Here is a 26,235-nt window from a genome sequence, read left to right on the forward strand (position 1 = left end):
GATGTCCTCCGCCCGGCCCGGGGATCAGCCCTGAGAGGCGAGCTGGTCGATCGTGTCGGCCGCGCTCTGCATGGCCTCGTCGAGATCAGCGTTGCCGGTCTGCACCGAGGCGCCCCAGGCATCGCGGAATGTCTGCCAGATCTCCGAAGCGTTCGCGATGTTGGGCACGTCGACCGTCAGCGGCACCTCCTCAGCGAACGTGGCGAGCAGTGGGTCGCCGGCGAGGTAGTCGCCGGCGACCTCGGTCAGGTCGGTACGGATCGGGAACTGCCCCGTCGTCTCGAGCAGCGCCAGGTCGTTGTCGGCGTTCATCGAGAACTGGGCAAAGTCCCACGCGGTCTGCTTGTTCTCACACGATGAGTAGATGCCGACATTCTTCGAGTCGCCGAACGTGTACGTCTCTTCCAGCGGGATGCCGTCGGCCGTGGGCAGCGGCACCACGCCGAAGTCGACCTTGCCCTCGAACTGCGCAGCGCCCCAGGGCCCGGCGATGCCCATCGCCGCAACGCCATCGGCGAAGGGGCCTGCCCAGGCGTCGCCGGAGTATGCCTCGGCCGACGAGTACCCCTCGGCGTAGAGCGTCTTCCAGAACTCGAGCGTCTCGAGCCCCTCCGGGCTCGTGAACGTCGCGGCGCCGTCGACGACCAGCTGCTCACCGCCCGAGTTGGCCAGGAAGAACGGGTAGAAGTCGAACAGGGCGTTCGTGTAGTCACCGGATGCCGGCGGGTACAGCGCGAAGTCCGCCGAGCCTGCGGTCTTGATCGCCGCCGCGGCGGCCAGCACGTCGTCGTACGTGGACAGGCTCGGGTTCTCGGCATCCAGTCCGGCTTCGGCGAACGCCGCCTTGTTGTAGTAGAGCATGAACGGATTCGCCTTCCAGGGCACCTGGTACAGGTCGCCGTCGGGCGAGCGGAATCCGTCGGCAGCATCCCCCGAGCGCTCGGTGATGAACGACTCGCCATCATCGAACGTCTTCGAGATGTTGACCAGACCGCCCTGCTTCTGGAACGCGGGCACCGCGGCCGGTGCCGTGTTGTAGACGAGGCACGGGGTGTTGCCCGCGGTGATGGCGGCCGCAATCGCATCCTCGGAAGACTTACCCGACGGGATCGCCTCGGCGGTCACCTGCGCGTCGGGGTTGTCCGCATTCCAGGCATCGACGACCGCCTCAGCCCACGCGATCTCCTGCTCGTTGGTCGAGTACCAGATCTTGATCGGGCCTTCGGTCAGCTCGGAACCTGCGCCGGGTGCAGTGCTCCCACCGGCACATGCGGTGAGCGGCAGGGCGACGGCGACGAGTGCGGCGGCCGCGACAACGGAACGCTTCATTGCGCGCTAACTCCTTCGTGTGGCGCTGCCCGCGTCAGCGGCGAAACTTCATGTGGTGCGGCTCCTGGTGCGTTCACCGACGACGACCTCGACACGTCGGAACGAGTTGAGAGCCGCGTCCTGCCGCGATTCACGCGTGCGGGTCGCGTTCGTCGTGACGGTGGATGCTGCGCCTCTAGTAAACCGGTTTGGTCAAAGGCCTGTCAAGAGTCAATCAGACCGCTTGGAAGAGCACTAAATCGGTCTATTCCTCGCGTGCCGACGCCTCCGTGCGGGAACCATCCGCCCGGTCAATTCGCCAGGACCTGCGCATGCCGGAGACCCAGAATCCGCAATTCGTGGCGACTCGACGATCGGGCCGCACCCCGCGCCGGGTGATCTGCGACCGCCTCGGAGCCCGCAACCCCCTTCCGAGCGCCACCCGCTCACCCGTAGCGTCGCCCGCATCCCCACGACAGGCGAACCACACGGAGGACGCGATGACCGATGTATCGAGCCAGGGCCCCACTGCGGGCGACGACCGCACCGAGCTGACCGACCGGCAGGGACACCCGGTCTACGACAACCAGAACCAGCGGACGGTCGGACCCCGCGGTCCGGCGACGCTCGAGAACTACCACTTCCTCGAGAAGATCAGCCACTTCGATCGGGAACGCATCCCGGAGCGCGTCGTGCACGCGCGAGGCTTCGTCGCCTTCGGCCACTTCGAGGCCACCGGCATGTGGGGCGACGAGCCCATCGCGCAGTTCACGCGCGCGAAGCTCTTCCAGCAGCCGGGCAAGCGCACCGACGTCGCGGTCCGCTTCTCCACGGTGATCGGCGGACGCGATTCGTCCGAGGCGGCGCGCGACCCGCGCGGGTTCGCGGTGAAGTTCTACACCGAGGACGGCAACTGGGACCTCGTCGGAAACAACCTCGGCGTCTTCTTCATCCGCGACGCGATCAAGTTCCCCGACGTCATCCACTCGCTCAAACCCGACCCGGTCACCTTCCGGCAGGAACCGGCGCGCATCTTCGACTTCATGTCTCAGACGCCCGAGTCGATGCACATGCTCGTCAATCTGTTCAGCCCCCGCGGCATCCCGGCGAACTATCGCACCCAACAGGGCTTCGGGGTGAACACCTATAAGTGGGTCAACGAACAGGGCGAGACGAAGCTCGTGAAATACCACTGGATCCCCTCGGTCGGGGTCAGCTCGATGACCGAAGCCGACGCCGCCGCCGTCCAGGCCGGCGATCTCGGTCACGCGTCGCGCGACATGTACGAGGCCATCGAACGCGGCGAATACCCCGAATGGGAGTTGCGGGTGCAGATGATGGACGACCACGACCACCCCGAGCTCGACTTCGACCCGCTCGACGACACGAAGGTGTGGCCGGAGAACGAGTTCCCGCCGCGCGCCGTCGGCACGATGGTGCTCAATCGGAACGTCTCGAACTTCTTCGCCGAGAACGAGCAGATCTCTTTCGGCACCGGCGTCCTCGTCGACGGGCTCGACTTCTCCGATGACAAGATGCTCGTAGGACGCACGTTCTCGTACTCCGACACCCAGCGCTACCGCGTCGGCCCGAATTACCTACAGCTGCCGGTCAATTCACCGAAGAACGCGTCGGTGGCCACGAACCTCCGCGACGGCCAGATGGCCTACCACGTGGACAACGGCGGCGAGAATCCGCACGTCAACTACGAGCCGTCCATCACCGGTGGCCTCCGCGAGGCGCAATACCCCACTCACGACGAGCAGGGGCCGGAGATCGTCGGGCGACTCACCCGCAAACGGATCCCTCGGACCAACGACTACACCCAGGCCGGTCAGCGCTATCTGCTGATGGAGGACTGGGAGCGCGATGACCTTGTGGCGAACTTCGTCGAGCTGATCGGACAAGCCGCCCGTCCCGTGCAGGAGCGGATGCTCTGGCACTTCTACATGGTGGAGGACGACTTGGGCCGTCGTGTCGGCGAAGGCCTGGGAATCACGCTGAACGACATCGCCAACCTCCCCCCTCTCCAGTCCCAGACGCTCAGCGTCGACGAGCTCGAACGCCTGCGAAATCTGGGAAACAACGGCCCTCGTGATGTGGCAGATCTCCAGATGACTCATTGCGTTCCCAATGCTCGCGCACAGAGGGTGTGAGGCGTTCGGGTTACATGACACGAAATAGTGTCGTCGAGTGGTGATGCGAAACGCCGACAAACCGCTAACATGTCTGCCATGGCCCGCAAACAAATCACTCAACTCATCGACGACCTCGACGGCACTGTTCTGGAGAGCGGTGAGGGAAAGCAGATCACGTTCTCGATCGAGGGACGCGCGTACGAGATCGACCTCTCCGACGACAACGCCGAGAAGTTCTACAAGGCGCTCGCACCCTTCGTGGACGTCGCTCGCTCGATCCGTGTCAACAACACCTCGCGCTCGCGCTCGTCACGTGCGAACAAGAGCGACCTCGACCTGGGTGCGGTGCGCGAATGGGCGCGCGCGAACGGGCACACGGTCAACGAGCGCGGCCGTGTTCCGGCAGCCGTGATCGACGCTTACCGCGCCGCGAACTGACACCACCCCATCGCAGAAATGGCTCAGGCGCCTCCAGGCCTGAGCCATTTCTCGTTCCTCGAGATCGACGGAGTGCGCCATGAACGGAGAAACACCCGGCACGAGCGATCCCGCGAGCAGCGGCGCGAACGGGGTTGCGATCGGGATCGCTCTCGGCCTCCCGCTCGGCAGCGCCATCGGAATGCTGGTATTCGACAACATCGCGCTCGGCGGCGCGATCGGCCTTTCCCTCGGGATCGTGCTGGGCGTCGCGGCCGACGCCCGTAGACGCGATCAGTCTGCAGGCGCCGACGCCACCGAAGGCGCGGACACCACGGACTGAGCGCGCCGCCTGGCACGCTCGCCCCGGGGCGTCACTCCGTCGGCCCCGCAGCGCTCGCCGCGCGCCGCTCGAAGCTCCCGTTCACGGCGTAGATCGCGATGAACATGGGTACGAATGCGAGCGCGACGGCGACGGGGGTCAGGAACCACAGCGGGCCCAGGGACGACGAGAACATGATCGCGCCGAAGAGGATGAGACTGGCCCCACCGATGCGCACCGTACGCACCCGACCGGGTTCCTTCGGCACATACGTCCACATCGGATACGGCTCATCCGGGCGCAAGCGCACGAGCCAGACGACCGAGACGACCTGCATCGCTGCTCCGGCCGCAACGAGTAACAACCACATCCACGAGAGATCCATCAGTTCGATGCAATCACACGGATGCGTCGACGGCCAGCGATGAAGAGATCAGTCGTCGCGAGAGGCCCGGAGAGCGCGCCGCCGTCGGATGCCGTAGACCAGCGCCACCACCCAGTAGAGGGCCAGGAGCGGTGAGATGACGGCGAGCACGATGCGGATGACGTCGCCGCCGTTGATCGCCCACGGAATCCAGATCGCCGACATCCCCACCCAGACGATCGTCTGCATGACGATGACACCGAACGGGGTCGCGGCGGAGGCCGTTCCGATTCGTTGCCACAGACTTTGCACCCAGCGAACCTAACAGTCGATCAGGCCCGGTCGTGAAGCGTCACGTGGTATCCGTCGGGGTCGGCGAAGGTGAACGTCAGCCCGAACGGCCCGTCGACAGGCTCAGACACGATTCGATGGCCGGCGGCAACCAGTTCATCGTGGATAGCCTGCACACCGGTCGCGTGGAGCCACAGCGCGACACCCCGGCCCGGCTGCTCGAGCGCGTCGAGATCAACGCCGGGCATCGGATTCCGCAGGGCGAATGCGATCGGTGACGTCGAGAACACCACGGCGTGAGGCGGTCCCTGCGGCGATCGCTCGAGGCCGAGGAATCGCTCGTAGAAGGCCTGGGCGACCGCGAGGTCGCGGGTTTGGATAGAGATGAAGTCGGGTCCGGTGGCAGGCATGAGGAGAGTCCTTTCGTGTCAGTTTTCTGACACCCCACCGTATGTCAGAATACTGACATGAGTCAAGACGGTGCCGGCATCGATTTGGAGACCTCGATGGGCTACCTCGTCAAGGAGGTCTCGAGCGTCCTGCGATCGGCGATGGAAGACGTGCTGCGCCCGCTCGGCATGAACATCACGCACTACTCGTGCTTGGAACTGCTCGCCCAGCGCCCGGGACTGTCCAACTCCGAGCTCGCCCGCGGCACGTTCGTCACGCGCCAGAGCATGAACGTGCTGCTGCAGGCCCTCGAACGCGACGGCGAGGTGGTCCGGGCGGCCACCCCGGCGGCCGGCAAGGCGCTGCCGACCGAGCTCACCGAACGCGGGCGCGAACGCCTGGCCGCCGCCACCGCCGCGGTGCGCGGAGTGGAAGTGCGGATGCTGTCCGGCCTCGATGACGCCGACCGGATGACGACGTTCCGGGCTCTCCGCGCGATGGCCGGATCGCTGCGGTCTTAACCCCGGTCTCTAGGCTGGGCGCGTGCCCGGATTCTTCACGCTCCTCTTCGCGGCCCTCGGCATCGCCCTCGCGGCCCGCGACCCTCGCCGCCTGCTGCCCGGCGTCTTGCTGACGCTCGCGGCGACATCGCTCGTCGCCGCGGTCGCGGTCTTCGTCCTCGGCATCGGCGGCGTCCTCCTGGTTTCGCTGACCGGCACCGGCGGCAGCATGGCAGCAGTCCTCCTGGTCTTCATCGTTCCCCTGCTCGCGGGCGTCGGACTCGGCATCGCACTGGTCGGCAACGGCATCGTGATGATCAAGCGTGAAGGACGCTCGCTCGCCAATCGCCTTTCGCTTCTGGCTGGAGCCGGAGTCTTGGCGATCCTCGCGCTCGGGGTCGTCGCCGTCCTCGCCGGTTGGTTCGAGCTCGCCGTCATCCTCCTGCTCCTCGCCGGACCGATCGGCTATGTCGGCATGGGCTTCGTGGCCTACCTGTGCTGGTCGGCCGTTTACGCCCGCATCGCACGTCGGGGCCCGGCCCCGGCGGCGATCGTCACGCTCGGCTCGGGTCTGCGCCGCGACGGCAGCGTTCCACCGTTACTCGCCCAGCGCGTCGCGCTCGGCGTCGACACGTTGCAGCGCTTCCCCGACGCGGTACTCGTGCTCTCGGGCGGCCAGGGCGCCGACGAGCCCCGAAGCGAGGCGGCGGGTATGGCGGAGCACGCCGCCGGGCTGGGCGCCCCGCCCGAGCGCCTGGTGATGGAGGACTCGTCCCGCACCACCGAAGAGAACCTCACGTTGACCCGCGCGATCCTCGCCGAGCGGGGCATCACGGGCCCGGTGCTCGCCGTGACGAGCGATTACCACGCCTTCCGGGCCGCCACGCTGCTGCGGACGCTCGGCATGCCGGGCAACGCGATCGGAGCCCGCACCGCCCGCTACTACCGGCCGAGCGCGTTGCTGCGCGAGTATCTCGCCGTGCTCCGCGACCACCGTGTGCTCAACGGCATCGCCCTCGGAGTGCTGATGGTGCCTCTCGTCTCGTTCGTGGCGATGAACCTGGTGCTGCTCCTCGCGGATTGAAATTCTGAAGTTCATCCTGCCGGGCTACGCGAGATCCGTCGGCAGGCTCACGACACCAGGCTCATTCCCCACGAGGCTGGAAGCATGATCGAAACCGCACGAATCCTCGTCGTCTCCGACGATTGGCTGCCTCGCGACTGGATGCCGGGGGTGACGGCATCCGTCTTCGTGGTGTTCGCGGTGGTCGCGGCGGTAGCAGCGATCCTGTTCGTCTCGAGCCTGATCTCGATCCTCGCCTCGTCGCGCTACACCGGCGGCGGCAAGCTGCTGTGGATCATCGGGATCTTCGTCTTCCCGATCGCCGGTCCGCTCGTCTGGTGGCTCGGCGGCCGCAACGCCCGCATCCGCACCGACCGCGTGTGACCCGACGCGGCCGGCATCACGACATCACGAGATGGCGACGGCGTGGCCCGTCACGGTGATGCCTCCCTCGGCGGGGATGTCGACGGTCAGCTCCCCTGGCCGGCCGACGTGTCGGCCCTGCTCGATCACGATGACCGCGGGAGCATCGACCGCGCCGAGCGAGCGCAGATAGGCGCCGAACGACGCCGCAGCCGACCCCGTCGCCGGGTCTTCCGTGATGCGCCCCACGGGAAACAGGTTGCGCGCCTGGAACCGATCGGATGCAGCCCGGAACGCCACAGTGATGGTGGCCGGCCAGCCTCGGTCATCGAGCAGCGCGCGAACCGCGTCGGGCTCGAAGGAGAAACCGTCGAAGGTCTTCTGATCCGCGAGCACGACGACCGGATGCGCGTTGCCCGTGTTCGCGAGTCGCGGCGGCAGTTCGGGATCGAGGTCCGCTCGCGAGAGACCGAGCAGAGCGAGGATCGCGTCGAGATCGACGTCATCGAGTTCGCGGACGGACGGCTCGACGCTGGTGAAGGACGCCCGGATGCCGTCATCGTCGCGCGAGACCGCGATCGACACGTCGCCGACGGGGGTGTCGAACCGGACCGCGCCGTCGGGGGCGACCTGGCCCCGCTCGGCGAGCGCCACTGCGGTGGCGACGGTGGCGTGCCCGCAGAAGGGGACTTCGGCGATGGGCGAGAAGTAACGGACCGAGCGGGCCCCATCAGCGGTCGTCCCGGTGACGAAGGCCGTCTCGGCATAGTCGACGTCGGCCGCGATCCGCTGCATGGCCCGGGCGTCGAGCGCGCCCGCATCGAGGACGACGCCGGCGGGATTGCCGCCTTCGGATCGGGTGCTGAACGCGGTGTATCGCAGGACCTCGGGCGTGCTCATCAGCTCAGGCTACGCCCGCCTCCGCGGTGTCCGACGCCGGCGCCATGATGGAACGATGCGACGTGTTCTCATCTCTGACCATGAAGCACCTCAACGGCCCCCGCTGCAGGTCGAGCCCGGCGACGTCGTCTCCGTCGGCGCCTGGGATACCGAATGGCCGGCCTTCGTCTTCGTCACCGCGTCCGACGGCTCGGGCTGGGTGCCCGGAAGACACATCCACATCGAGGGATCGGTCGGCACGGTCGTGACGGGGTATGACACCACCGAGCTCTCCCAGGCCGAAGGGAGCGTCGTCGAGGTGGTCGTGGACGACGCCGAGAGCGGCTGGTCGTGGTGCCGTGCCGAATCCGGCCGCGAGGGCTGGATCCCCCATCGGGTCCTCCGCGACGCCTGAGCGGGGCGTCGGGAGATCACAGCAGGCGCGAGAGCCGCTTCTTGCTCGCGTTCTCATGGACGATCCAGGCGATGTCCGGGTCGGTCGTGTCGAGCGCTTCGAACGCGCGCAGGCCGGGACCGGGATCGGCCGCGACGGCGACGCTCCACGCGTATCCGAGGGTCTGACGCAGCGTGCGGGCTGCACTGTCGTGCCGCTGCGGTTGCGGCCGTGCCACGAGGTGAACGGTCGCGCGAGCGCACACCTCGACGGCGATCGCCGCCATCTCGGGCGACCGCAGCAGTCGCGGCTCGCAGATCGCTGCCACGGCGGCTCGCACCACGAGGGGGTCGTCTTCGTCTGCCCATGCCCGCACGGTCGCCGCCAGGGTGTGCGGATCGGCGTCGCCCAGAAGCTGCAGGCCGAGCGCGATTCCCTCACGAACCCGCCACCGATCATCGGCCGCGAACCGCAGGGCCTCAGCGTCGCGACCCGGAGCCGCGCGCCGGGCGACCGCCGCCGCGGCGCACATCATGGGGTACTCACCACCGTCGCGGACGAGCTCGTCGATGATGCGGGCATCGGCGACCTCCGCGACGGTGGCGGCCAGCGTCGTGTTCGCCCGCGGCCCGGGCAGACCCGAATGCTCGACGAGGTAATCGACCCAGGCGTCTGTGCCGAGTCGCCGGAGCTCCGCCGCCCATGCGGTCACGGTGGCCATGCACCGCACGCTACGCCCATCGGCCGCGCCCGTCACCGGGGCAGGCGGCGTGACAAACGCATCAGCGCTCGGGCGACGGAGCAAGCCGGTACAGCACCTCGGGCCGGCCACGCTTGCCGTATCGGTGCGACAGATGGATGACGCCGGTATCGACGAGGTGCGTCAGATACCGGTTCGCGGTCGCGCGCGAGATGCCGCAGGCTGTCGCGACCTCGGCTGTCGTGAGGGCGACGACCGGGTCGAGGGCGGCGACGACCTGCGTCAGGGTCGGAGCAGCGAGGCCCTTCGGCAGCCCGGACGGATAGCCGCCGCCCGTCATCCCGCCCGCTCCCCGGCGAGACCCGGACGCCGCCGCCGATGCGGTGCGGATGGTGCCGGTGGACAACAGCCGGTCGATCTCACCCTGCGCGAGTATCGCTTCACGCCCACCGGCGACGATGCGCTCGCGATCGGCCGCGTAGCGTTCCAGTCGCTCGCTCAGCGCGGCCTGCGTGAAGGGTTTGACGAGGTAGCCGACGACGCGCGCCGCGAGAGCCTGGCGCACCGTGGTCTGATCCTGCGACGAGCTGATGACGAGCACGTCGGGTCCGTCGTCACCGAGCGTACGCAGGCGGTGGAGCACCTCGATGCCGCTGATGCCGGGCAACCGCATGTCGAGCAGGATCAGATCGACCCCGGAGCGGCTGTGCTCGAGAGCCGCCTCGCCCGTGCCCGCCGTCGCCACGACGACGAAACCGGGAATGTCGGCGACGAATCCGGCATGCAGGGCGCGCGCGCCACGGTCATCGTCGACGACGAGCACCCGGATCGGGCCGGTCATCGGCAGCTCTCCAGCTCGAAGGCGAATCGCGCTCCCCCGAGCGGTGAGCGCCCGACCTCGACGGTGCCCGATCGTGCCGTGACGATGCGGCGGACGACATCCAGTCCCAGGCCGCGCCCGAGGCCCGTCGTGTCGGCCTTCGAGGAGTAGCCCGGGGTGAAGATGCGGCGGGCGATGCGCTGGTCGACGCCGGGGCCGTCGTCGTCGACCGCGCCCGCGATGCGCGAACCCCGGTGCCGCAGCTCGCAGATCACGTTCGCCGCCCCCGCCTCCGCGGCGTTGCGGCACAGGTTCGACACCACGGACACGATGCCCTCGTCGATGTCGTGGTCGAGGGCGAGGTCGAAGCGGACCCGGGATGCGTGCTCGTGCAGTTCGGCACGCACGGTCGGGATCATCGCGGCGAGCACGGGCTGGTCCGCGCTCGCCTCGTCGTCACCGATGTCGACGGGGCGACGCACGCTCGCGATCTCTTCGATGTACCCGCGGGCCTCGTCGGCGTCACCCCGCGAGAGCAGGCCGTGGATGACGTGCAGCCGCGTGCTGAACTCGTGCGATTGCTCGCGGAGTGCCGTCGCCGTGCGGCGCATCTGCGCGTGCTCCGCCGCGATGACGTCCAACCGACGGAACCGGCGCTCGACCGCGGCGGTGAGGACCGAGCTCGCGAGCGTCGCGACGACGAGCGCGCCGATCGCCCAGGGCAACAGGGCGCCGACGGCGTCGTCGAGCTCCCCCGCGATCTGCGACTCGAGCACCCCGACCGCCACCATCCCGATCGGGGTGCCGCCGGGATCGCGCACCGGCACCTTTGCACGCAGCGACGGCCCCGAGGCCCCGACCTCGGTGCCGACGAACGTGTCGCCGGCGAGCACCGACGCGTTGGCGGTCTCGACCTGCACGCCGCGTTCGGACGCGAGCGGGTGGGTGATGCGGACGCCCTCGTCGTCGGTGATGACGACGTAATAGACGCCGGCCGCTTCGCCCACGAGCTCGGCGATCGGCTGAAGGATCGCGGTCGCCGGAGCCAGGTCGGCTGCATCGGCGAGCATGGTCGGCGACCCCGCGCTCATCGCCCCCGCCACGGCCTCACGCACCTCTGGCAGGTCGGCGAGGCTCTCCGCGACGTCGAGCACCCGTTCGCCGGTCGCCTCTCGGATGGTCCGCTCCTGCGCCGCGAGGGCGATGGCCACGGTGGCCGATAGCGCCGCGAGCGTGACCACCGAGGGGAGCACGAGCAGCACGAGGCGGGCAGCAGACGCTCTCACCGTGAACGGCATCCTGTCCACTTCCTCGTGCGATCGGACGTTGTCGGGCGGTGCCCGTGAGCATTTATGAGAACAAATCCCGCCACCCTCGGGGGCGGCTCGGCGAAGTGCCATCCTAGTTCGATCTCGCGGCGACGACGATGTCCGCGCGAATGGAGTGATGATGACGCATAGCGCGACAGATGCCGGCGCGCACCCGGCGCACCGCGGCCGCACGCTCGCCGCCCGCATCATCGGGGGCGCCGTCGCCGCGGCGGCGATCGCGACGGCCGCCGTCGGCTCGGTCACCTCGGCCGCCACCGGTCAGGAGATCAGCGCCTCGATGACGATCATCGCCCCCGCGGCCGCCGGCGGCGGATGGGACGGCGTGGCCCGCGAGCTGCAGCAGGCGCAGAAGGCCAACGGCCTCGTCAACAACGTGCAGGTGGTGAACATGCCGGGCGCCGGCGGGACGATCGCGCTCGGCAACGTCTCGGTGCTCGACGGTCAGCCGAGCAACATGCTCGTCGGTGGGACCGGGCTTCTCGCGGCGACCATCCAGTTCGACTCCGCCGCGAAGCTGAGCGACGTGACCCCGCTCGCGGTGGTCGTGGAGGAGTACGACGTCATCGTCGTGCCGGCCGACTCGCCCTACGAGACCCTCGACGACCTGGTGAACGCGTGGCGTGAGAACCCGAAGTCGATCCCCTGGACGGGCGGCGGATCGTTCGACCAGCTCGTGGTCACCGACCTGGCGCTCGCGGCGGGAATCGACCCCGTCGAAACGACGTACATCTCGTCCGACGGCGGCGGCGAGGCCATCCAGGCGCTCCTCAACGGCACCGCCAAAGCTGCCGCCGGCGGATACCCCGACAACATCGACCAGATCGAGGCGGGCCGGTTGCGCGCACTCGCGCTCGTCTCGCAGGAGCCGATCGACGGTATCGACATCCCGACGGCCGCGGAGCAGGGGTACGACATCTCGCTGTCGAACTGGCGCATGCTCGCGGCGCCCTCGGGGCTCGACGACGCCGATGTGACCGCGCTGACCGAGCTCGTGCTCGATTCGGTCGCGACCCCGGAGTGGCAGGACGCGATCGAGCGCTACCGCTGGACCGAGCGCATCATCACCGGCGACGAGCTCACGGCGTTCCTCGACGACGAGGAAGAACGCATCAAGAACCTGTACGAGGAGATGGGGCTATGACGTTCCCCCCGAATCCGACCGCGACCTCGGCCGTCGTCGGCGACCGTCTGAGGCTCGTCTCGGGCCCCGGGATCGCGGCGCTGCTCAAAGGCCTGACGATGCCGGCGATCATCACCGCCTTCGCCACGTACCTGGTGGTGGGGATCTTCACCATGAAGGTGCCCGCGAACGCCGTGTTCCCCGGCCCCCAGTTCTTCCCCGCGATCATCGCGGGAGGGCTCTACATCTTCGCGGTGGCCCTCGTCGTCTCGGCCCTCAGAGAGATGCGCGAGACGAGTGCGGCACGACCCGACATCGCTGCGGTCACTGCGGACGCCATCGGAGGCGACGAGCTGGATGCCGAGTCGGATGATGCCGCTCCGGCGCGGCCGGTACGGGTGGACGTGCGCTCGCTGCTGTGGGTCGTCCTCTCCTTCCTCGGCTTCGCGTTCCTCCTCGACATCCTGGGCTGGATCATCGCAGCGGGGCTGCTGTTCTGGTGCGTCGCCCGCGCGTTCGGCTCGACGAAGCACCTCGGCGGTCTCATCGTCGGGCTCACCGTGAGCTCGATCGCCTACATCGGTTTCGACATGGTGCTCGGGATGCCGCTTCCCTCCGGCATCCTCGGAGGGTTCTGACATGGATGTGCTCCAGCTTCTCGGCGAGGGCTTCGCCGGTGCCCTGACCCCCGCCAACCTGCTCTGGGTGCTCGTGGGCTGCCTGCTCGGCACGGCCGTCGGCGTGCTCCCCGGTCTCGGCTCCTCGATGGCCGTCGCCCTCCTGCTGCCGATCACGTTCTCGCTCGACCCGACGGCCGCGTTCATCATGTTCGCGGGTGTGTACTTCGGCGGACTGTTCGGCGACTCGACCATGGGCATCCTCATGAACACGCCCGGCCAGGCCTCGGCGATCGCGTCGACGTTCGAAGGCCACAAGATGGCGCTGAACGGACGCGCGGCGCAGGCGCTCGCGACCGCAGCCATCGGCGCGTTCATCGGCGGCTTCGTCGCCTCGATCGTCGTCGTGTTCGTCGCGCCGGCGCTGGCGGACTTCTCGAGCAGGTTCGGCCCGGCCGAGTTCTTCGCGCTCGCGGTCTTCGCGTTCGCGGCGACCTCGTCGGTCGTCACCGACAACGTCGTCAAGGGCCTCACCGCCCTGTTCATCGGCCTCGGCATCGCCGTCATCGGCATCGACGGCGTCTCGGGCGCGCCGCGCTTCACGATGGACTCCCCCAACCTGTTCGACGGCGTCTCCCTCGTCACGGTGACGGTGGCGATCCTCGCCCTCGGTGAGGTGATCTACGTCGCCTGCCTCGAGCGGCACACCTCGAACAAGGCGCTCATCAAGCCGACGGGTCGCCCGTGGCTCTCCCGTCGCGAGCTGAAGGAGGCGGCCCCGGCCTGGGCACGCGGCACCGCGATCGGCCTCCCCTTCGGCGTCGTTCCCGCCGGCGGATCGGAGATCCCGACGTTCCTGGCCTACGGCGTCGAGAAGCGGCTCGACGCGCGGCGGAAGGACCCGCAGTTCGGCAAGGGCGCGATTCGCGGCCTCGCCGCCCCGGAGGCCGCGGGCAACTCCACCACCGGCATGGCGATGGGCGCCCTGCTCGCACTCGGGCTGCCGATCTCTGCCACCGCGGCGATCATGCTCGCCGCATTCCGCCAGTACGGGCTGCAGCCCGGCCCGCTGCTGTTCGATCGGGCGCCCGACCTCGTCTGGTCGCTGCTGGCGAGCTTCTTCATCGCCATGGTGGTGCTGCTGATCCTGAACCTGCCCTTCGCGATGCTGTGGGCCAAGCTCCTGCTGATCCCTCGCCCCTACCTCTACGCCGGCATCACCGTGTTCTGCGGCCTGGGCATCTACGCGACCTCGGGGTCGACGTTCGATCTGCTGATGCTGCTCGGCATCGGGCTGCTCGGGTTCCTCATGCGCGCCCTCGACTTCCCGCTCGCACCGCTCATCATCGGCATGGTCCTCGGGCCGCTCGCCGAGACGAGCCTGCGCGATGCCGCGATGAGCTCGAACGGCGACTTCTCCGTGCTCGTCCAGAGCCCGATCACGATCGTGCTCTACGCGCTCCTCGCGCTCGTCCTGATCTTCTCGGTGCGGGGCCGCATCGTCGCCCGCAAGCGCGAGAAGCAGCTCACGAACGCCTGAACACGGTAGGGAAGGAAGGACCGATCAGGCAGAGGCGAGCAGCCGATCCGCGGTGCGCAGCGACAGCGCCATCTGGGTCAGGCCCGGGTTCGCCGACAGCGCGCTCGGGAACGTCGAGTTGTCGCAGATCCACATGTTCGGGATGTCGTGCGATCGCCCGTCCGGATCGACCACCCCGTCGTCGGGATCGGAGCTCATGCGGCACGTGCCGATCGTGTGGGCCGTCCGCGCGAGCACACGTGTCTCGCGCGCGCCCGCCGCCTCGAGGATGCGTGTCATGACTCCGACGGAGTGCTCGTCGATCGCCTTCTCGTTCGGTCCCGGCGAGAAGCTGATCTCCGCGCGCGGGATGCCCCATTCGTCGGTCTCCGCCGACAAGACCAGCCGGTTGCCGTCGGAGGGGAGGCACTCGCCGTTGATCCCGATGCCCGCCGAGAACTGCCAGACGTCGAGCGCATCCATGAGGTCCTGACCCCACAGCGCACCGCCGCGGACGAGCGAGGTGGCGTACGTGAGGGGCATGACCCCGAGGCTCTGAATGAGGTATCCGCCGGCGAAGTCGACGCCCGCGGGACGCACGAAATCCTCGGTGATGGCCGCGGACGGGTAGCCGCGGTATCCGCGGATACTCTCGTCGAACCGACCCCACACCTGCACCGCGCCGTGTGCGAGGAAGTTGCGTCCCACCTGCCCGCTCGAATTGGCGAGCCCCGTGTTCAGCAGCAGCCGCGGGGTCTCGATGCCGCCGCCGGCGAGGACGAGGGCCGCGCAGCGCTGCCGGTACTCGGCTCCCTCGTGCAGATAGACGACCCCGGTCACCCGGCCCGCGGCATCCTGCTCGATGCGGTGCACCATCGAGTCGGCCCGGATCTCGGCCCCGTGCGCGACGGCGACGGGGAGGTAGGTGATCGCCGTCGTCGCCTTGTAGCCGAAGCGGTCTCCCTGGTGGATGCCGCCGACGTCGATGCTCGCCTTGCGCCGTCCGTAATGGGGTTGTTCCCGGTCACGCGTGATGATCGCGGCCGGGGCATCGGTCGCCGTGATGCCCAGACGTTCGCACCCTTGCAGCACGAGGTCTGCCGGGGCGTTGCGGCGCGTCGGCTCGTCGAGATACTCGCGCTGCGGATCCCACGGGTAGGGGGTGGGACCGCTGACGCCGATGACTCTCTCGACCTCGACGATGTAGCGGATGAGCTCGTCGTAGTCGATCGGCCAGTCGCGACCGAGGCCTGTCTCGCTGCGCAACGAGAGGTCGCGACGGTCGGGTCGCGGCGTGAACGCCCCCCAGTGCAGCGTGCCGCCGCCGATTCCCCAGCCGCTGTTGTTCGGACCGAAGGCAGTGGGGGTGTCGCCGCCGCTGAACCGCTCGGACATCCAGTTGATGCGTGTCGCCTCGCGCTCGTCGGGGGTGAACTCGTCCATCTCGAGGTTCGGTCCGGCCTCGAGGGCGACGACGCGCAGACCGCGCTCGGCGAGCCTGCTGAGCAGCGGACCGCCACCGGCCCCCGTGCCCACGACGACGACGTCGACGATCTCGTCGAGGTCGTACCGGCGCATTCCGGAGAGGTTCATGCGGTGCGTCCTTTCGCGGCGCCGAGGCGTCCGAGCTCTTCGGGTTCCCATTCCTCGCGTTCGCCGGCGGCGAGGACGAGGTAGCCGGCGGGCTCCGGTCCGGTGCCCCCGGTCGCGAATCCCGAGTAGCCGACGCGCGCGAGGGAGGCAGGATGCGACAGCCAGAGGCGCGCGAGGTCGTTGCGAGCGTCTTCGAACCAGAGGCTCAGCTGGTCGGCCGTGAGGACCGCTCCCGAGGGCGCGTCGCCGTCGATGACCCGTCGGATGACGGCATCCTGAGCAGCCGCGCCGCGCATCCAGATCGCGGCCAGCGCGTCGAGACCGGCCCGGTAGGCCTCGACGTCGGTCGACATGCCGGTCGGGCGCCAGCCGTCGCTCTCCCCCGCCTCGATCATGCGGTCGAGGCGGGCAGCGAGGTCGATCGTCGCTCCCTCGCCCTGCGGCACGATGCGCCGCGCGACGTCGCGCAGGAGGGCGAGCTGCTCGGGAGTCAGCGCACGCGGACGGTACGCCGGGTCGTCGGCGAGCGCACGGCGAGCGAGGGTGGCGCGCACCGCGACATCCGTCCGTGACGAGGCGATCACCCGTGCCCACGACTCGGGGACGCGTGGCCCCCACGCGGCGATGTCTGCTGCGAGGCTTCGCACCGATGCTGCGACGTCGTCCGTCGTGACCGCGGCGGGAACCTCGTGCTCGCGGATGCCGTCGGGAATCTGCGTGCCCTCGAGCACGACTCCGGAGAGGCCGAACACGCCGATCGCACCCTCGAGGACCCGGGCGACGAGGTGTGCCGCGACCTCATGATGGTCGAACCCACCGACGAGGATCCACGGCGTGGCGATCTCTGCGTCGGCGATGGCCTCGATCAGCGCCTCGGAACCCTGCGCCGGGTCGAGGACGAGCTGCCGGAACGGGCCGACGGCGTCATCGGACGCATCGTCGAGCTGCGGTACGTCGCCGCGCAGGGAGACGACCGCGAAATCCGATCCGGTCACGGGGTGACCATGCCGCCATTGACGTTGAGCGTCTCACCCGAGACGTAGCTCGACTCGGCCGAGGCGAGGAAGACGAACGCGGGCGCGATCTCGGCGGGCTGACCCGCGCGCTGGTAGGTGCTCTCGTCGTCGAACGCGCGCATCTGCTCGTCCGAGACTCCGTCGCTCACCTGGAGCGCCGACCACGTCGGGCCGGGGGCGACGACGTTGACCCGGATGCCGCGGGGCGCCAGCTGCTGAGCGAGCCCCTTCGAGAAGTTGTTGATCGCGGCCTTCGTCGCGGCGTAGTCGACACGGTCGGGCGCCGGCTTGTATGCCTCGAGCGAGGCGGTGTTGATGATCGATGCACCCGCCGGTAGGTGGGGCAGCGCGGCTTTCGTGATCCAGAAGTTGGCGAAGACGTTGGTGTGGAAGGTGGCGGCGAACTGCTCGTCCGACAGATCCTCCAGCCGCTCGACGGCGACCTGCTTCCCCGCGTTGTTCACGACGATGTCGATGCCCCCGAGGAACTCGACGGCCTCGGCCACGAGCGAACCGCACGCGTCGGCGGTGGAGATGTCGGCGGCGATCGCGTGTCCGCGCACTCCCGCATCGGCGATGAGGCCGAGGATGCGCTCGGCATCACGCTGCTCAGCGGGCAGGTGGACGATCACGACGTCGGCGCCTTCTCGCGCGAACGCGATCGCGGTCGCACCGCCGATGCCCGAGTCGCCTCCGGTGATGAGAGCCTTGCGTCCGAACAGGCGCCCGGAGCCGCGGTAGGTCTGCTCGCCGAGGTCGGGCACGGGCTGCATGTCGGCTTGGATGCCGGGCTCGGGCTGGTGCTGGACCGGCGGCTCGACCCGGTCGTATCGGGTCACCGGGTTGTCGAAGGTGTATTGATCGCTCTGCTCCACGGCCTCACGGTAGGTCTCGGCCTCATCTCGGCGCGAACGCTTGCCAAAAGTCAAGCGAGGGGCGTAAAGCGGATGACCACGGGGCGCGCTGGGCCCCCGTCGGCCGCGTCAGGACTACGGCGCCCCGGTGACCAGGGCGATGGCTGTGCCGACGGCATCCGCAGCACCGACGGCGTCGACGCGCGCGAGGGCGAACGCCGAGACGACGAGTCCCGTGCATGCGTCGGCGAGGATGGCGTGCTGAGCGCCCTCGAGATCGGGTCGACGCGCGGCGACCCCCCGGCCGAAGGCTGTGCGCAGTTCGGCGCGGTACCCCGCGATCACGTGCGCGACGGCTTCGTCACGGGCGATGGGCGCGGCCGCCGTATTCACGAGCAGACATCCGCTCGACGCAGGAAGCGAACTCGGCTGCCGGAGCGCGTCGCGCAACCCCTCGAGATACGCCTCCAGTGCGCCCGGGCCCACCTCGTCTGCCGTCAGGGGCGACAGCCGCGGTCGGATGATCTCGTCGAGGTAGCTGTCGACGGCGGCGTCGAACAGGCCGCGCTTCGAGCCGAACGCATGATAGATGCTCGATCGGTTCAGGCCCGTCACACGCTCGAGCTCGGGCAGCGGCGCACCTTCGTATCCCTGCTGCCAGAAGACGCTCCGCGCCGCGCGGACGACATCGTCGCGATCGTAGCTCTGCGTTCGACCCATGCGCCGCACCCCCTTTTGTGTATCGGTCAGTTCAGTATATATTGAACCAAGCGATACACAACTGCGGTGTCCACCGCCGGAAGGGAACAGCTCATGATCACCGTCGGTCTCGCGCTCGCGGGCCTCGCAGCGCTCATCCACGTCTTCATCTTCTACCTCGAGTCCATCGCCTGGACGAGCAAGCGGGCGCGCGAGACGTTCGGAACCGGGACCGTCGCCCAGGCCGAGACCCAGAAGGCGCTCGCCTTCAACCAGGGCTTCTACAACCTGTTCCTCGCGATCACGGTGTTCGTCGGCATCGCCTTCGTCATCGCCGGGGCACTCCCGGTCGGCGCGGCGCTCGTGTTCACCGGCGCCGGCTCCATGGTCGCGGCCAGCCTCGTGCTGATCCTCTCCGATACCTCGAAGGCGTCCGCCGCGCTCAAGCAGGGCGTGATCCCCGCCCTCGGCGTCGTGGCGCTCGCGCTCGGCCTCGCACTCTGACCCGGCGCACCGCGCCACCCCTCGTCCGCGACTCCGACCGAGTCCCGCGGCATCCGTCACCGACCCCTCACGAAGGAGAGAAATGACCCACGGAACCAGCACGCAGATCCGTCTCGCACGCCGCCCGCAGGGATGGCCGACACCCGAGGACTTCTCGATCGAACGCGTCGAGCTGAGCGACCCCGCCCCCGGCGAGGTGCGGGTGGCCAACGAGTTCGTCTCGGTCGATCCCTACATGCGCGGACGCATGAACGACGTCCGAAGCTACGTGCCGCCCTACGCCCTCGGCGACGTGATCGCCGGCGGCGCGATCGGCCGCGTGGTCGAGAGCGCCTCTGACGACCTCCCCGTGGGCACGGTCGTCCTGCACCAGCACGGATGGTCGGATGTCGTGCAGGCTGACGCCTCGACGTTCCGCGCCGTCCCCGAGATCGCCGGCCTCCCCCTCTCGGTGCGGCTGCACATCCTCGGCATGACGGGTCTGACCGCCTACATCGGACTCACCGCGATCGCTCACATGAAGCCGGGTGACACCGTGTTCGTCTCCGGCGCGGCCGGTGCGGTCGGCACCGCGGTCGGCCAGATCGCCAAGCTGCTGGGCGCGGGTCGCGTCATCGGCTCGGCGGGCTCAGCCGAGAAGGTCGCGCTGCTCACCGAGAAGTACGGCTACGACGCGGCGTTCAACTACAAGGACGCCCCGGTCCGCGAGCAGCTCGCCGCCCACGCGCCGGACGGCGTCGACGTGTTCTTCGACAACGTCGGCGGCGACCACCTCGAGGCAGCGCTCGACGTCATGAACACCGGCGGGCGCCTGGCGCTCTGCGGCGCCATCACGGGCTACAACACCACCGAGAAGACCCCCGGACCCGACAACATGGCCAACATGATCACCCGGGGACTCACCGCGACCGGCTTCACGCTCGCCGCCTACCTGCACCTGGCGCCGGAGTTCACCGAGAAGATGACCGGCTGGTTCGCCGAGGGGAAGATCGCCTACGACGAGACCATCGTCGACGGCATCGAGAACACCGTCGAGGCCTTCCTGGCGATGATGCGCGGTGCGAACACCGGCAAGATGCTGGTGCGCACCTCGCAGGCCTGACCCCTCCCGCTCCCCCGACCCGACCGAAAAGGCGGTGACGCTTCGCGCGTCACCGCCTTTCGCGTCGGCTCGACGCCGTCAGTGCTGCCGTGGGACCGGCGCCGGGCGGCGGACGAAGAAGGTCAGCACCACAGCGGCGGAGGCGATGCACGCGCCGGTGACGAACGCCGTGTGGACTCCGGTCGCGGTCGCGGCGACGGCATCCATCCCGTCGGCGGCCGCGGATGCGGCGCCGACCGACATGAGGGTGACGAACAGCGCCGTCCCGGCGGCACCGGCGACCTGCTGCAGCGTGCTTACCGTCGCACTGCCGTGCGAGTACAGCCGCACCGGCAGCGATCCCAGCGCCGAGGTCAGCAGGGGTGTGAACACGCATCCGAGGCCCAGGTTGAGACCCATGTGCACGGCGATGATCCAGGCGATCGGGGTTCCGACCCCGAACGTCGTCATCCCCCAGAGCGCCGAGGCCGCGACGATCATGCCCGGGATCACGAGCGGGGTCGGGCCGAAACGGTCGAACAGGGCTCCGACGACCGGCGCGATGAGTCCCATGAGCACACCGCCCGGCAGCAGCATCAGACCCACGGTCAGGGTGTCGAGACCGAGCACCTGTTGCAGGTAGAGCGGCAGCAGGATGAGCGAGCCGAACAGCGCCGACATCACGACCACGACCAGCACGACCGCAAGGCTGAACGACCGGGACTGGAAGGTCCGCAGGTCGAGCAGGGCCGCGTCGCTGCGCTGCAGCTTCAGCTGACGCATGACGAAGGCGGCGAGCGAGAGAGCGCCGACGACGAGCGGGATCCACACCGGCACAGGTGCGTGCCCGGCCGCCGACTCGCCGATCGAGCTCAGCCCGAAGATCAGGCCGCCGAAACCGAGGGCCGAGAGCACGACGGACCCGACGTCGAAACGCGCCTCGCGCGTCTCGGTGACGTTCTGCACCCAGATCGCACCGAGAGCGATCGCGAGCAGGGCGATCGGGAGGACGAGCCAGAACATCCAGCGCCAGTCGAGAACCGACAGGATCAGACCCGAGACGGTGGGGCCGATCGCCGGAGCGACGGCGATCACGATGCTGATTACGCCCATCATCCGTCCGCGGCGCGCCGGCTCGACCACGTTCAGTACGGTCGTCATCAGCAGCGGCATCATGATGGCCGTACCCGAGGCCTGCACGACGCGCCCGGCGAGCAGCATGCCGAAGCCCGGCGCGAGAGCGGCGATCAGCGTTCCCGCCGCGAACAACGACATCGCGGTGAAGAAGACACCTCGGATCGGGAATCGCGCCAGCACGTAACCCGTCAGCGGGATGACGACGGCCATCGTCAGGAGGAACCCGGTGGTGAGCCACTGCGCGGTCGCCGCGGAGATCTGGAGGTCGACCATGAGCCGCGGCAGGGCCACGCCCATGATCGTCTCGTTGAGGATGACCACGAACGCCGACGCGACGAGCAGTGCGATGACGGGTCCGGTGCGCACGGACGTCGCTCGAGATGCGGCCGAGGTCGGAATAGCGGAGGTTTCGGGATGCTGCTGCTCAAGTGTCACTCACTGATCATATGGCAGTCTCTGCCACATTGGCGTTGTGCGACACTGGGGCCATGCACCGCGACAGCGATCAGGACACCCCGGTCATCGAGGACCATCCTGCGGGCCTGCGCGAGCGACGACGGCAGGAGACCCAGCGCGAGCTGTCGGATGCCGCACTCGATCTTTTCGAGCAGCACGGCGTCCACGGCACGACGGTGGACGACATCGCCCGCCGCGCCGGGACATCACAGCGCACGTTCTTCCGTTACTTCGCCACGAAGGAGGCCGCCGTCTTCGCCAGCGCCGACGATTCGGCGCGCGTCGTCGGCGACGCCATCGACGCCGTGCGAGCGGGAGCCTCGGTCGTCGAGGGCATCGAACGCAGCTGGCTGAAACTCCTCGATCGTTTCGACGCCCATCCCGATGAGCACGTCCGCGCCCTGCGCATCCGCCGCCTCGTCGGAGCGGAACCCTCGCTTCTGGCGGTGGCGCTGCGCAACGAGGCGGAAGAAGTCGAGCAGCTCACCGACGCAGCCGTCGACGCGGCGGGCGCGGATGCCGATGTGCTCGCCGCTCGCGCCGCCGTGTCGACCATGGCGCTCGTCCTCCGGCTCACGATCGACGAGTGGGTTCGCCGTGCCGAGCTCAGCGAGCGCGCGAGTGTGCGCCAGATCTACCTCGAGATGCGGCGAGGCGTCGCGACGGTGGCCCGCGACCTCGAGACCGACCCGCCCCACCACGACTGACCGGCGCCCGGCTGCCCCGGCCTCTGGCCGAGGTCCCACTTCGGCCGGCTATGCCGTCGGGGAACCCGGCCCAACTGGGACCTCGCGGGGACCTCGCGGGGCCTCACCGTAGCGGGCTCGGGCCTCAGCTGCGCACGCGCTGAGGCGGGACCGCGCCGCGGGCGCGTCTCCGTTGCGAGCGCGCACCGCGGCGCGGGGTCGCCGGTCGCGCGGCACCGGCGACGGCCGCAGCCGCCGCCTCAAGCGACTCGTGGGTGCCGAGGTCGGCGCCGTGGCCGCTCTCGGCGTCGAATGTCGTCGGCACCGGACCGGTGGTCACGAAGCCGGCGTACTGGCCGTCGAGGGTCGCGACGAAGAAGTCGGCATCAGCCTGTCGCCAGACGAGCGAAGGCGCGGAAGTAGAGAGTGTAGAAAGCACGATGTCCTGAGAAGAAGCGCGCACAGCACGGTGCGCAGGGAAAGATGAGGGCTGGATGAACCAGTGATCGCGTCAGACGATCTGCTCGACAGTGAGCCAGACGAACGACACACGAGCCCCGAAGGGACGTCCCAACGCTAGCATGCCCCCGACGGGCGAGGGCCGGACGAGGTCATTCTCGCCAGTGGTCGATCATGTCGCGGAGTCGGACGGTCGCCGCGGCGACGAAGCCCGGGTGTGCCCGATACCACTCGGCGTGCGCCTCCGCGACGAGCGAGGGTTCGACCTCGACGCCGTCCACGATCCACGAGCGCCGCGGTGATTCGGGGAGCCCCCAGGCATCGACCACCCAGTCCTCGAGGGGCGCCCGGACCGCGTTCAGCAGCGGCCGCCCCGGATCCGTCGGCTCGCCCGGTAAACCGAGGGCCGCGAGCACGCGCTCGGCGAGGGGCAGCCACACGCCGTTGCCGGGGTGGTTGACGGTGCGCATCAGTTCGGCCGATGACGGCCGCAACAGATCCGATGCGGCCACATCGATCGACGCCTCGCGCCGACGCAGCTCGGCCAGCGAGTCGCTCTCGATCCGCCGCACCGTGCGGCGATCGAGTCCCGACACCGTCGGGAGCCCCGCGGCCGCGGCGAGCGTGCGGATGTCGTGGTAGGCCACGATCGGCGGCACCTCGTCGATCCCGTCGACGTGCAACGCCGCCTGGAACGGATGCAGCCCCGCGTAGCGCACGACCGGGAAGGTGACGAGGCGCGCGGATGAGGAGAGCGATGCGGCCAGCTGGCGGGTGCCGAGACGCAGGCCGTGGTAGTCGTCGCGCACGGGCTGCGCGACGAGGAACGATGCCCGCGGAAGCAGCTCGTGCAGCCGCTCGACGTCTGCGGCATCCATCTCATGGACGGGAGGCACCCGGAGCGTTGGACGGTCGGCGGCGTCGAGGACGATCCGCATCGACTCCGCCTGGCAATTGCCGACGACGAGCCCGAAGCCCTCGGGGAGGTCTGCACCTCGGAACGGGACAGGGGTGTGAGGCATCCCACCACTGTGTCCGTTCGCGCCGCGAGACGACGCCGTTTGCCGTCAGGCCCGGGAATGCGCTACGGCAGACCTCGCCCGATGCCGTCGCACGCCGTCGCGGTTGGCGCACCTCACCGAGCAGTAGCGCTGCCGGCCGTTGCGGGTGACGTCGACCACGACGTTGCGGCACGGATCGCCGGGGGCGCGTCCGGCCGCGCAGCGCGACAGACGCCCCATCCCCCGCGTCGTCACGTGGAGCGCCGTACCGACGGCGACGACCGCTCCCAGCACCTGTGGCAGACGTTGATCGTCGTCGCGGTAGTGCAGGTGCCACGCGCCGTCGTGGTCGGTCAAGCGAGGGTACGCGGTCGCCTCCGCCATGAGCCGGTTCAGCAGCGTGGCACGGAGCGCCGGCGTCTCGGCGTCGACGACCTCGAGCCAGGAGTCGATGACCGCCCGGGTCGACGCGAGGTCGGATGGAGCCGCCGGAGCGTAGATCGCGGTCATCCCGAACTCGTAGGTGCGCGCGACGATGCCGTCGCGATCGCGCGGCCAATCGTTCGCGAGCGAGGCGGCGAGGAGAACCGCATACTCCCCGTAAGGGTTGAGTTGCATAACGGCATTACATCACGATCGAGTCATGACCCCGTCGCCATCCGCATCGCCATCCGAATCGCCCACCGCACAGCTCCCTGCTCGCATCCACGAGCACGGCTGGACGACCGAGTCGGCGCACCGGACGTCGGACGGGATCGTGCGCTACGTGCGGTGCGACGGATGCGGGACGCGACGGGTCGACCTGCAGACGGCGGGATCGCACGCGCCGGTCGCGCAGAGCGCAGAAATCCGTCAGCCGATTTCACCCGGATGAGTGAGACGCCACCACTCCGTGGGCGGTTCGATGTCGCCGTCGAGCACGACGGGCACGGTGACCGACTCGGGGCCGGCCGTCCACGTGATCTGTCCCAGCACCTCTCCGTCTATCCAATCCCGGGGCACGCGCACGTCACCGTCGACCGTGATGGGCGTGTCGGACCACGTCCGCAGCGACGCCCCCTTTTCCAGCACGACTCGTACCGAGCTGCCCCACGCCGTCGTGTACACGCCGATCTCCTGCCCGTGCTGTGCGACCGAGGTGTCATGGAAGCCATCGGCCAGGCGCCGCAGGACACCCAGAACGCTGTCCGCCACGCCGCCCTTCGATGACCCGCCGAGGGCCACCCCCACGACGCTCAACGGCTCGGGAAGGCCGACGTCGACGGATGCCGTGTAGAGGAGGTTCGCGCCGCTGTCATCGAGCGTTCCGGTCTTGAGCCCCGTTATCCCGCTCTGGCCGAGCAGTCCGTTGGTGTTGGCCAGGCGTCCCGGCCCCGGCAGGTTCAGAGACGGCGTCGCGGCGATAGCCGCCACCGTCGGGTCCGCCGCCGCGATGCGCCCGAGCGCGATGAGGTCGCTCGGAGTGCTGGTGTTGCGTGGATCGAGGCCCGAGGGCTCGACGATGTTCGTCCTCTCCAGCCCGTTGGCCACCAGCCATCGGTCGGCCGCAGCACGGAAGCCCGACACCGACCCGAATGCCCAGACGGCGATGGCTTCGGCGTAGTTGCTCGCCGAGGGGATGAGCATCGTCGCCAGCGCGTCGCGCAGCGACAGCGAACTGCCGATCGGCATCGGGGCGATCGTCGCGTCGCGCACGAAGTAGGCGTCGTAGAGCGCGTGATCGTCGCGGTCGAAGGTGAGCGTCGGCCCCCGGTCGCCGTCCGCGATCGGATAAGCGTCCAGGACCACGAGCGCGGTGACGAGCTTGGTGATGCTGGCGATGGGGCGAGGGTCGTCGCCGCCGTGAGTCATCCACACGCCGGCCGCCTCGGGCCCCAGGTACGGTTCCGCGCCGGCGACGGACAGTGCCGCGGCCCCGTCGGCCGTGAAGGCGATGTCGACCGCTGCCGCCGGAACCGGGGCTCGCGGGATCGACACCTCGCCCGTGGCCGGCTTCAGCGGGGCGGTCAGCGCCCACGCGGCATACCCGCCGGGCGCACCGAGCACGATCCCCGCGGTGACACCGGCGGCGATCCACCCGCTGCGTCGGCGTCGGCGACGGGATGCCGCGGCCTCCGACGTGCTCACGGACCGGTCGGGCGTGGACGCCGCGAAGAGGTCGTCGAGGTCGGCGACGTCGTCGTCACTCGGGTCGCGTCGCGCCATCTCATTCC

30 protein-coding genes are annotated in these 26,235 nt (G+C 69.2%); 13 read left to right on the forward strand and 17 right to left on the reverse strand.

The genetic code is table 11. The features are described 5' to 3' along the window. Positions 1–24: 24 nt before the first annotated feature. Positions 25–1,329, reverse strand: a complete 1,305-nt coding sequence (locus QUC20_RS10670) for an ABC transporter substrate-binding protein (protein ID WP_289329847.1) — start codon at positions 1,327–1,329, stop codon at positions 25–27. 479 nt (positions 1,330–1,808) lie between these two features. Here QUC20_RS10670 and QUC20_RS10675 point away from each other — a divergent pair, with 479 nt between their 5' ends. The 3 genes from QUC20_RS10675 (at position 1,809) to QUC20_RS10685 (ending at position 4,206) form a co-directional block, all read left to right on the forward strand. Beyond that, positions 1,809–3,464 (forward strand): catalase, encoded by a 1,656-nt coding sequence (locus QUC20_RS10675; RefSeq protein ID WP_289329848.1) that lies wholly within the window; start codon positions 1,809–1,811, stop codon positions 3,462–3,464. A gap of 78 nt (positions 3,465–3,542) precedes the next feature. After that, positions 3,543–3,884, forward strand: a complete 342-nt coding sequence (locus QUC20_RS10680; protein WP_120264933.1) for a histone-like nucleoid-structuring protein Lsr2 — start codon at positions 3,543–3,545, stop codon at positions 3,882–3,884. 79 nt (positions 3,885–3,963) lie between these two features. Further along, positions 3,964–4,206 (forward strand): glycine zipper domain-containing protein, encoded by a 243-nt coding sequence (locus tag QUC20_RS10685; RefSeq protein ID WP_289329849.1) that lies wholly within the window; start codon positions 3,964–3,966, stop codon positions 4,204–4,206. A 31-nt stretch (positions 4,207–4,237) separates the two neighbouring features. On the opposite strand, the gene QUC20_RS10690 is transcribed toward QUC20_RS10685, so the two are convergent. Genes QUC20_RS10690 through QUC20_RS10700 form a run of 3 tightly spaced genes read right to left on the reverse strand, consistent with a single transcriptional unit; the run spans position 4,238 to position 5,250 of the window. Beyond that, the gene (locus QUC20_RS10690) at positions 4,238–4,570 is read right to left on the reverse strand and encodes a hypothetical protein (RefSeq protein ID WP_120264931.1); all 333 of its coding nucleotides are present in this window, start codon (positions 4,568–4,570) and stop codon (positions 4,238–4,240) included. A 48-nt stretch (positions 4,571–4,618) separates the two neighbouring features. Next, positions 4,619–4,861, reverse strand: a complete 243-nt coding sequence (locus QUC20_RS10695) for a hypothetical protein (RefSeq protein ID WP_120264930.1) — start codon at positions 4,859–4,861, stop codon at positions 4,619–4,621. A 20-nt stretch (positions 4,862–4,881) separates the two neighbouring features. Continuing rightward, positions 4,882–5,250, reverse strand: a complete 369-nt coding sequence (locus tag QUC20_RS10700; RefSeq protein WP_289329850.1) for a VOC family protein — start codon at positions 5,248–5,250, stop codon at positions 4,882–4,884. Positions 5,251–5,307: 57 nt separating this feature from the next. Here QUC20_RS10700 and QUC20_RS10705 point away from each other — a divergent pair, with 57 nt between their 5' ends. The 3 genes from QUC20_RS10705 to QUC20_RS10715 all read left to right on the forward strand — a co-directional run bounded on the left by QUC20_RS10705 (position 5,308) and on the right by QUC20_RS10715 (position 7,177). Beyond that, a complete protein-coding gene (locus QUC20_RS10705) occupies positions 5,308–5,751 on the forward strand; it encodes a MarR family winged helix-turn-helix transcriptional regulator (protein WP_289329851.1) in 444 nt (147 codons plus the stop codon). A gap of 22 nt (positions 5,752–5,773) precedes the next feature. Then, a complete protein-coding gene (locus QUC20_RS10710; RefSeq protein ID WP_289329852.1) occupies positions 5,774–6,814 on the forward strand; it encodes a YdcF family protein in 1,041 nt (346 codons plus the stop codon). 84 nt (positions 6,815–6,898) lie between these two features. Beyond that, positions 6,899–7,177 carry a PLDc N-terminal domain-containing protein gene (locus QUC20_RS10715; RefSeq protein ID WP_220700934.1) on the forward strand — a complete coding sequence of 93 codons (279 nt, stop codon included), beginning with the start codon at positions 6,899–6,901 and terminating at the stop codon, positions 7,175–7,177. A gap of 24 nt (positions 7,178–7,201) precedes the next feature. Here the strand turns inward: QUC20_RS10715 and QUC20_RS10720 are convergent, their stop codons facing one another. Then, positions 7,202–8,056, reverse strand: a complete 855-nt coding sequence (locus QUC20_RS10720; protein ID WP_289329853.1) for a PhzF family phenazine biosynthesis protein — start codon at positions 8,054–8,056, stop codon at positions 7,202–7,204. Between the two features lie 55 nt (positions 8,057–8,111). Between QUC20_RS10720 and QUC20_RS10725 the strand changes: the two genes are divergently transcribed. Further along, positions 8,112–8,450, forward strand: a complete 339-nt coding sequence (locus QUC20_RS10725; protein ID WP_120264925.1) for an SH3 domain-containing protein — start codon at positions 8,112–8,114, stop codon at positions 8,448–8,450. A 16-nt stretch (positions 8,451–8,466) separates the two neighbouring features. On the opposite strand, the gene QUC20_RS10730 is transcribed toward QUC20_RS10725, so the two are convergent. From QUC20_RS10730 to QUC20_RS10740, 3 genes are all read right to left on the reverse strand, one after another. Beyond that, positions 8,467–9,150 carry a HEAT repeat domain-containing protein gene (locus QUC20_RS10730; RefSeq protein WP_289329854.1) on the reverse strand — a complete coding sequence of 228 codons (684 nt, stop codon included), beginning with the start codon at positions 9,148–9,150 and terminating at the stop codon, positions 8,467–8,469. Between the two features lie 61 nt (positions 9,151–9,211). Further along, the gene (locus tag QUC20_RS10735) at positions 9,212–9,970 is read right to left on the reverse strand and encodes a response regulator (RefSeq protein WP_289329855.1); all 759 of its coding nucleotides are present in this window, start codon (positions 9,968–9,970) and stop codon (positions 9,212–9,214) included. Further along, positions 9,967–11,247: a sensor histidine kinase gene (locus QUC20_RS10740; RefSeq protein WP_289329856.1), complete on the reverse strand. Its 1,281-nt coding sequence runs from the start codon at positions 11,245–11,247 to the stop codon at positions 9,967–9,969. The genes QUC20_RS10735 and QUC20_RS10740 overlap by 4 nt, the downstream gene beginning before the upstream one ends. Positions 11,248–11,398: 151 nt before the next feature. Here QUC20_RS10740 and QUC20_RS10745 point away from each other — a divergent pair, with 151 nt between their 5' ends. The 3 genes from QUC20_RS10745 to QUC20_RS10755 are packed head-to-tail and all read left to right on the forward strand — an operon-like array spanning position 11,399 to position 14,557. Further along, a complete protein-coding gene (locus QUC20_RS10745; protein ID WP_434543671.1) occupies positions 11,399–12,421 on the forward strand; it encodes a tripartite tricarboxylate transporter substrate binding protein in 1,023 nt (340 codons plus the stop codon). After that, positions 12,418–13,038, forward strand: coding sequence for a tripartite tricarboxylate transporter TctB family protein (locus tag QUC20_RS10750; RefSeq protein WP_120264922.1), 621 nt, complete (start codon positions 12,418–12,420; stop codon positions 13,036–13,038). Before QUC20_RS10745 ends, QUC20_RS10750 begins: the two co-directional genes overlap by 4 nt. 1 nt (position 13,039) lies before the next feature. Beyond that, positions 13,040–14,557, forward strand: coding sequence for a tripartite tricarboxylate transporter permease (locus QUC20_RS10755; RefSeq protein WP_120264921.1), 1,518 nt, complete (start codon positions 13,040–13,042; stop codon positions 14,555–14,557). Between the two features lie 24 nt (positions 14,558–14,581). Here the strand turns inward: QUC20_RS10755 and QUC20_RS10760 are convergent, their stop codons facing one another. The 4 genes from QUC20_RS10760 to QUC20_RS10775 all read right to left on the reverse strand — a co-directional run bounded on the left by QUC20_RS10760 (position 14,582) and on the right by QUC20_RS10775 (position 18,719). Beyond that, complete coding sequence (locus QUC20_RS10760; protein WP_289329858.1) at positions 14,582–16,129, reverse strand: GMC oxidoreductase; 1,548 nt, start codon at positions 16,127–16,129, stop codon at positions 14,582–14,584. Beyond that, positions 16,126–17,124, reverse strand: a complete 999-nt coding sequence (locus QUC20_RS10765; protein WP_289329859.1) for a gluconate 2-dehydrogenase subunit 3 family protein — start codon at positions 17,122–17,124, stop codon at positions 16,126–16,128. Before QUC20_RS10765 ends, QUC20_RS10760 begins: the two co-directional genes overlap by 4 nt. Further along, a complete protein-coding gene (locus QUC20_RS10770) occupies positions 17,121–18,020 on the reverse strand; it encodes an SDR family oxidoreductase (protein WP_289329860.1) in 900 nt (299 codons plus the stop codon). The genes QUC20_RS10765 and QUC20_RS10770 overlap by 4 nt, the downstream gene beginning before the upstream one ends. Before the next feature lie 114 nt (positions 18,021–18,134). Beyond that, positions 18,135–18,719, reverse strand: a complete 585-nt coding sequence (locus tag QUC20_RS10775) for a TetR/AcrR family transcriptional regulator (protein ID WP_289329861.1) — start codon at positions 18,717–18,719, stop codon at positions 18,135–18,137. A gap of 93 nt (positions 18,720–18,812) precedes the next feature. On the opposite strand from QUC20_RS10775, the gene QUC20_RS10780 reads away from it, so the two are divergent. Continuing rightward, a complete protein-coding gene (locus QUC20_RS10780; protein ID WP_289331514.1) occupies positions 18,813–19,202 on the forward strand; it encodes a DUF1304 domain-containing protein in 390 nt (129 codons plus the stop codon). 82 nt (positions 19,203–19,284) lie between these two features. Next, positions 19,285–20,304: an NADP-dependent oxidoreductase gene (locus tag QUC20_RS10785; protein ID WP_289329862.1), complete on the forward strand. Its 1,020-nt coding sequence runs from the start codon at positions 19,285–19,287 to the stop codon at positions 20,302–20,304. Between the two features lie 78 nt (positions 20,305–20,382). Here the strand turns inward: QUC20_RS10785 and QUC20_RS10790 are convergent, their stop codons facing one another. After that, the gene (locus QUC20_RS10790; RefSeq protein WP_289329863.1) at positions 20,383–21,786 is read right to left on the reverse strand and encodes a DHA2 family efflux MFS transporter permease subunit; all 1,404 of its coding nucleotides are present in this window, start codon (positions 21,784–21,786) and stop codon (positions 20,383–20,385) included. A gap of 122 nt (positions 21,787–21,908) precedes the next feature. On the opposite strand from QUC20_RS10790, the gene QUC20_RS10795 reads away from it, so the two are divergent. After that, positions 21,909–22,583 carry a TetR family transcriptional regulator gene (locus QUC20_RS10795; RefSeq protein ID WP_120264913.1) on the forward strand — a complete coding sequence of 225 codons (675 nt, stop codon included), beginning with the start codon at positions 21,909–21,911 and terminating at the stop codon, positions 22,581–22,583. Positions 22,584–22,707: 124 nt separating this feature from the next. Here the strand turns inward: QUC20_RS10795 and QUC20_RS10800 are convergent, their stop codons facing one another. The 4 genes from QUC20_RS10800 to QUC20_RS10815 form a co-directional block, all read right to left on the reverse strand. Next, on the reverse strand, positions 22,708–23,001 hold the full coding sequence (locus tag QUC20_RS10800; RefSeq protein ID WP_120264912.1) for a hypothetical protein: 294 nt from the start codon (positions 22,999–23,001) through the stop codon (positions 22,708–22,710). Positions 23,002–23,173: 172 nt separating this feature from the next. Further along, on the reverse strand, positions 23,174–24,043 hold the full coding sequence (locus tag QUC20_RS10805) for a WcbI family polysaccharide biosynthesis putative acetyltransferase (RefSeq protein WP_289329864.1): 870 nt from the start codon (positions 24,041–24,043) through the stop codon (positions 23,174–23,176). 45 nt (positions 24,044–24,088) lie between these two features. Further along, entirely contained in the window at positions 24,089–24,640 is a 552-nt protein-coding gene (locus QUC20_RS10810; RefSeq protein WP_289329865.1) for a CGNR zinc finger domain-containing protein, read from the reverse strand. A gap of 234 nt (positions 24,641–24,874) precedes the next feature. Further along, positions 24,875–26,227 carry a D-alanyl-D-alanine carboxypeptidase family protein gene (locus QUC20_RS10815; RefSeq protein ID WP_289329866.1) on the reverse strand — a complete coding sequence of 451 codons (1,353 nt, stop codon included), beginning with the start codon at positions 26,225–26,227 and terminating at the stop codon, positions 24,875–24,877. Positions 26,228–26,235 lie beyond the last annotated feature (8 nt).

It is taken from the genome of Microbacterium arborescens (genome assembly GCF_030369635.1).
In the GTDB taxonomy this organism is placed as follows: Bacteria; Actinomycetota; Actinomycetes; order Actinomycetales; family Microbacteriaceae; genus Microbacterium.

What these genes read in the sequence shown, in the direction of transcription:
- QUC20_RS10735 (WP_289329855.1), bottom strand. Translation starts at nt 9,970, where the DNA reads ATGACCGGCCCGATCCGGGTGCTCGTCGTCGACGATGACCGTGGCGCG.
- QUC20_RS10750 (WP_120264922.1), top strand. Translation starts at nt 12,418, where the DNA reads ATGACGTTCCCCCCGAATCCGACCGCGACCTCGGCCGTCGTCGGCGAC.
- QUC20_RS10670 (WP_289329847.1), bottom strand. Translation starts at nt 1,329, where the DNA reads ATGAAGCGTTCCGTTGTCGCGGCCGCCGCACTCGTCGCCGTCGCCCTG.
- QUC20_RS10720 (WP_289329853.1), bottom strand. Translation starts at nt 8,056, where the DNA reads ATGAGCACGCCCGAGGTCCTGCGATACACCGCGTTCAGCACCCGATCC.
- QUC20_RS10675 (WP_289329848.1), top strand. Translation starts at nt 1,809, where the DNA reads ATGACCGATGTATCGAGCCAGGGCCCCACTGCGGGCGACGACCGCACC.
- QUC20_RS10785 (WP_289329862.1), top strand. Translation starts at nt 19,285, where the DNA reads ATGACCCACGGAACCAGCACGCAGATCCGTCTCGCACGCCGCCCGCAG.
- QUC20_RS10690 (WP_120264931.1), bottom strand. Translation starts at nt 4,570, where the DNA reads ATGGATCTCTCGTGGATGTGGTTGTTACTCGTTGCGGCCGGAGCAGCG.
- QUC20_RS10755 (WP_120264921.1), top strand. Translation starts at nt 13,040, where the DNA reads ATGGATGTGCTCCAGCTTCTCGGCGAGGGCTTCGCCGGTGCCCTGACC.
- QUC20_RS10760 (WP_289329858.1), bottom strand. Translation starts at nt 16,129, where the DNA reads ATGAACCTCTCCGGAATGCGCCGGTACGACCTCGACGAGATCGTCGAC.
- QUC20_RS10705 (WP_289329851.1), top strand. Translation starts at nt 5,308, where the DNA reads ATGAGTCAAGACGGTGCCGGCATCGATTTGGAGACCTCGATGGGCTAC.
- QUC20_RS10680 (WP_120264933.1), top strand. Translation starts at nt 3,543, where the DNA reads ATGGCCCGCAAACAAATCACTCAACTCATCGACGACCTCGACGGCACT.
- QUC20_RS10775 (WP_289329861.1), bottom strand. Translation starts at nt 18,719, where the DNA reads ATGGGTCGAACGCAGAGCTACGATCGCGACGATGTCGTCCGCGCGGCG.
- QUC20_RS10700 (WP_289329850.1), bottom strand. Translation starts at nt 5,250, where the DNA reads ATGCCTGCCACCGGACCCGACTTCATCTCTATCCAAACCCGCGACCTC.
- QUC20_RS10740 (WP_289329856.1), bottom strand. Translation starts at nt 11,247, where the DNA reads ATGCCGTTCACGGTGAGAGCGTCTGCTGCCCGCCTCGTGCTGCTCGTG.
- QUC20_RS10795 (WP_120264913.1), top strand. Translation starts at nt 21,909, where the DNA reads ATGCACCGCGACAGCGATCAGGACACCCCGGTCATCGAGGACCATCCT.
- QUC20_RS10805 (WP_289329864.1), bottom strand. Translation starts at nt 24,043, where the DNA reads ATGCCTCACACCCCTGTCCCGTTCCGAGGTGCAGACCTCCCCGAGGGC.
- QUC20_RS10725 (WP_120264925.1), top strand. Translation starts at nt 8,112, where the DNA reads ATGCGACGTGTTCTCATCTCTGACCATGAAGCACCTCAACGGCCCCCG.
- QUC20_RS10730 (WP_289329854.1), bottom strand. Translation starts at nt 9,150, where the DNA reads ATGGCCACCGTGACCGCATGGGCGGCGGAGCTCCGGCGACTCGGCACA.
- QUC20_RS10815 (WP_289329866.1), bottom strand. Translation starts at nt 26,227, where the DNA reads ATGGCGCGACGCGACCCGAGTGACGACGACGTCGCCGACCTCGACGAC.
- QUC20_RS10685 (WP_289329849.1), top strand. Translation starts at nt 3,964, where the DNA reads ATGAACGGAGAAACACCCGGCACGAGCGATCCCGCGAGCAGCGGCGCG.
- QUC20_RS10810 (WP_289329865.1), bottom strand. Translation starts at nt 24,640, where the DNA reads ATGCAACTCAACCCTTACGGGGAGTATGCGGTTCTCCTCGCCGCCTCG.
- QUC20_RS10745 (WP_434543671.1), top strand. Translation starts at nt 11,399, where the DNA reads ATGACGCATAGCGCGACAGATGCCGGCGCGCACCCGGCGCACCGCGGC.
- QUC20_RS10715 (WP_220700934.1), top strand. Translation starts at nt 6,899, where the DNA reads ATGATCGAAACCGCACGAATCCTCGTCGTCTCCGACGATTGGCTGCCT.
- QUC20_RS10780 (WP_289331514.1), top strand. Translation starts at nt 18,813, where the DNA reads ATGATCACCGTCGGTCTCGCGCTCGCGGGCCTCGCAGCGCTCATCCAC.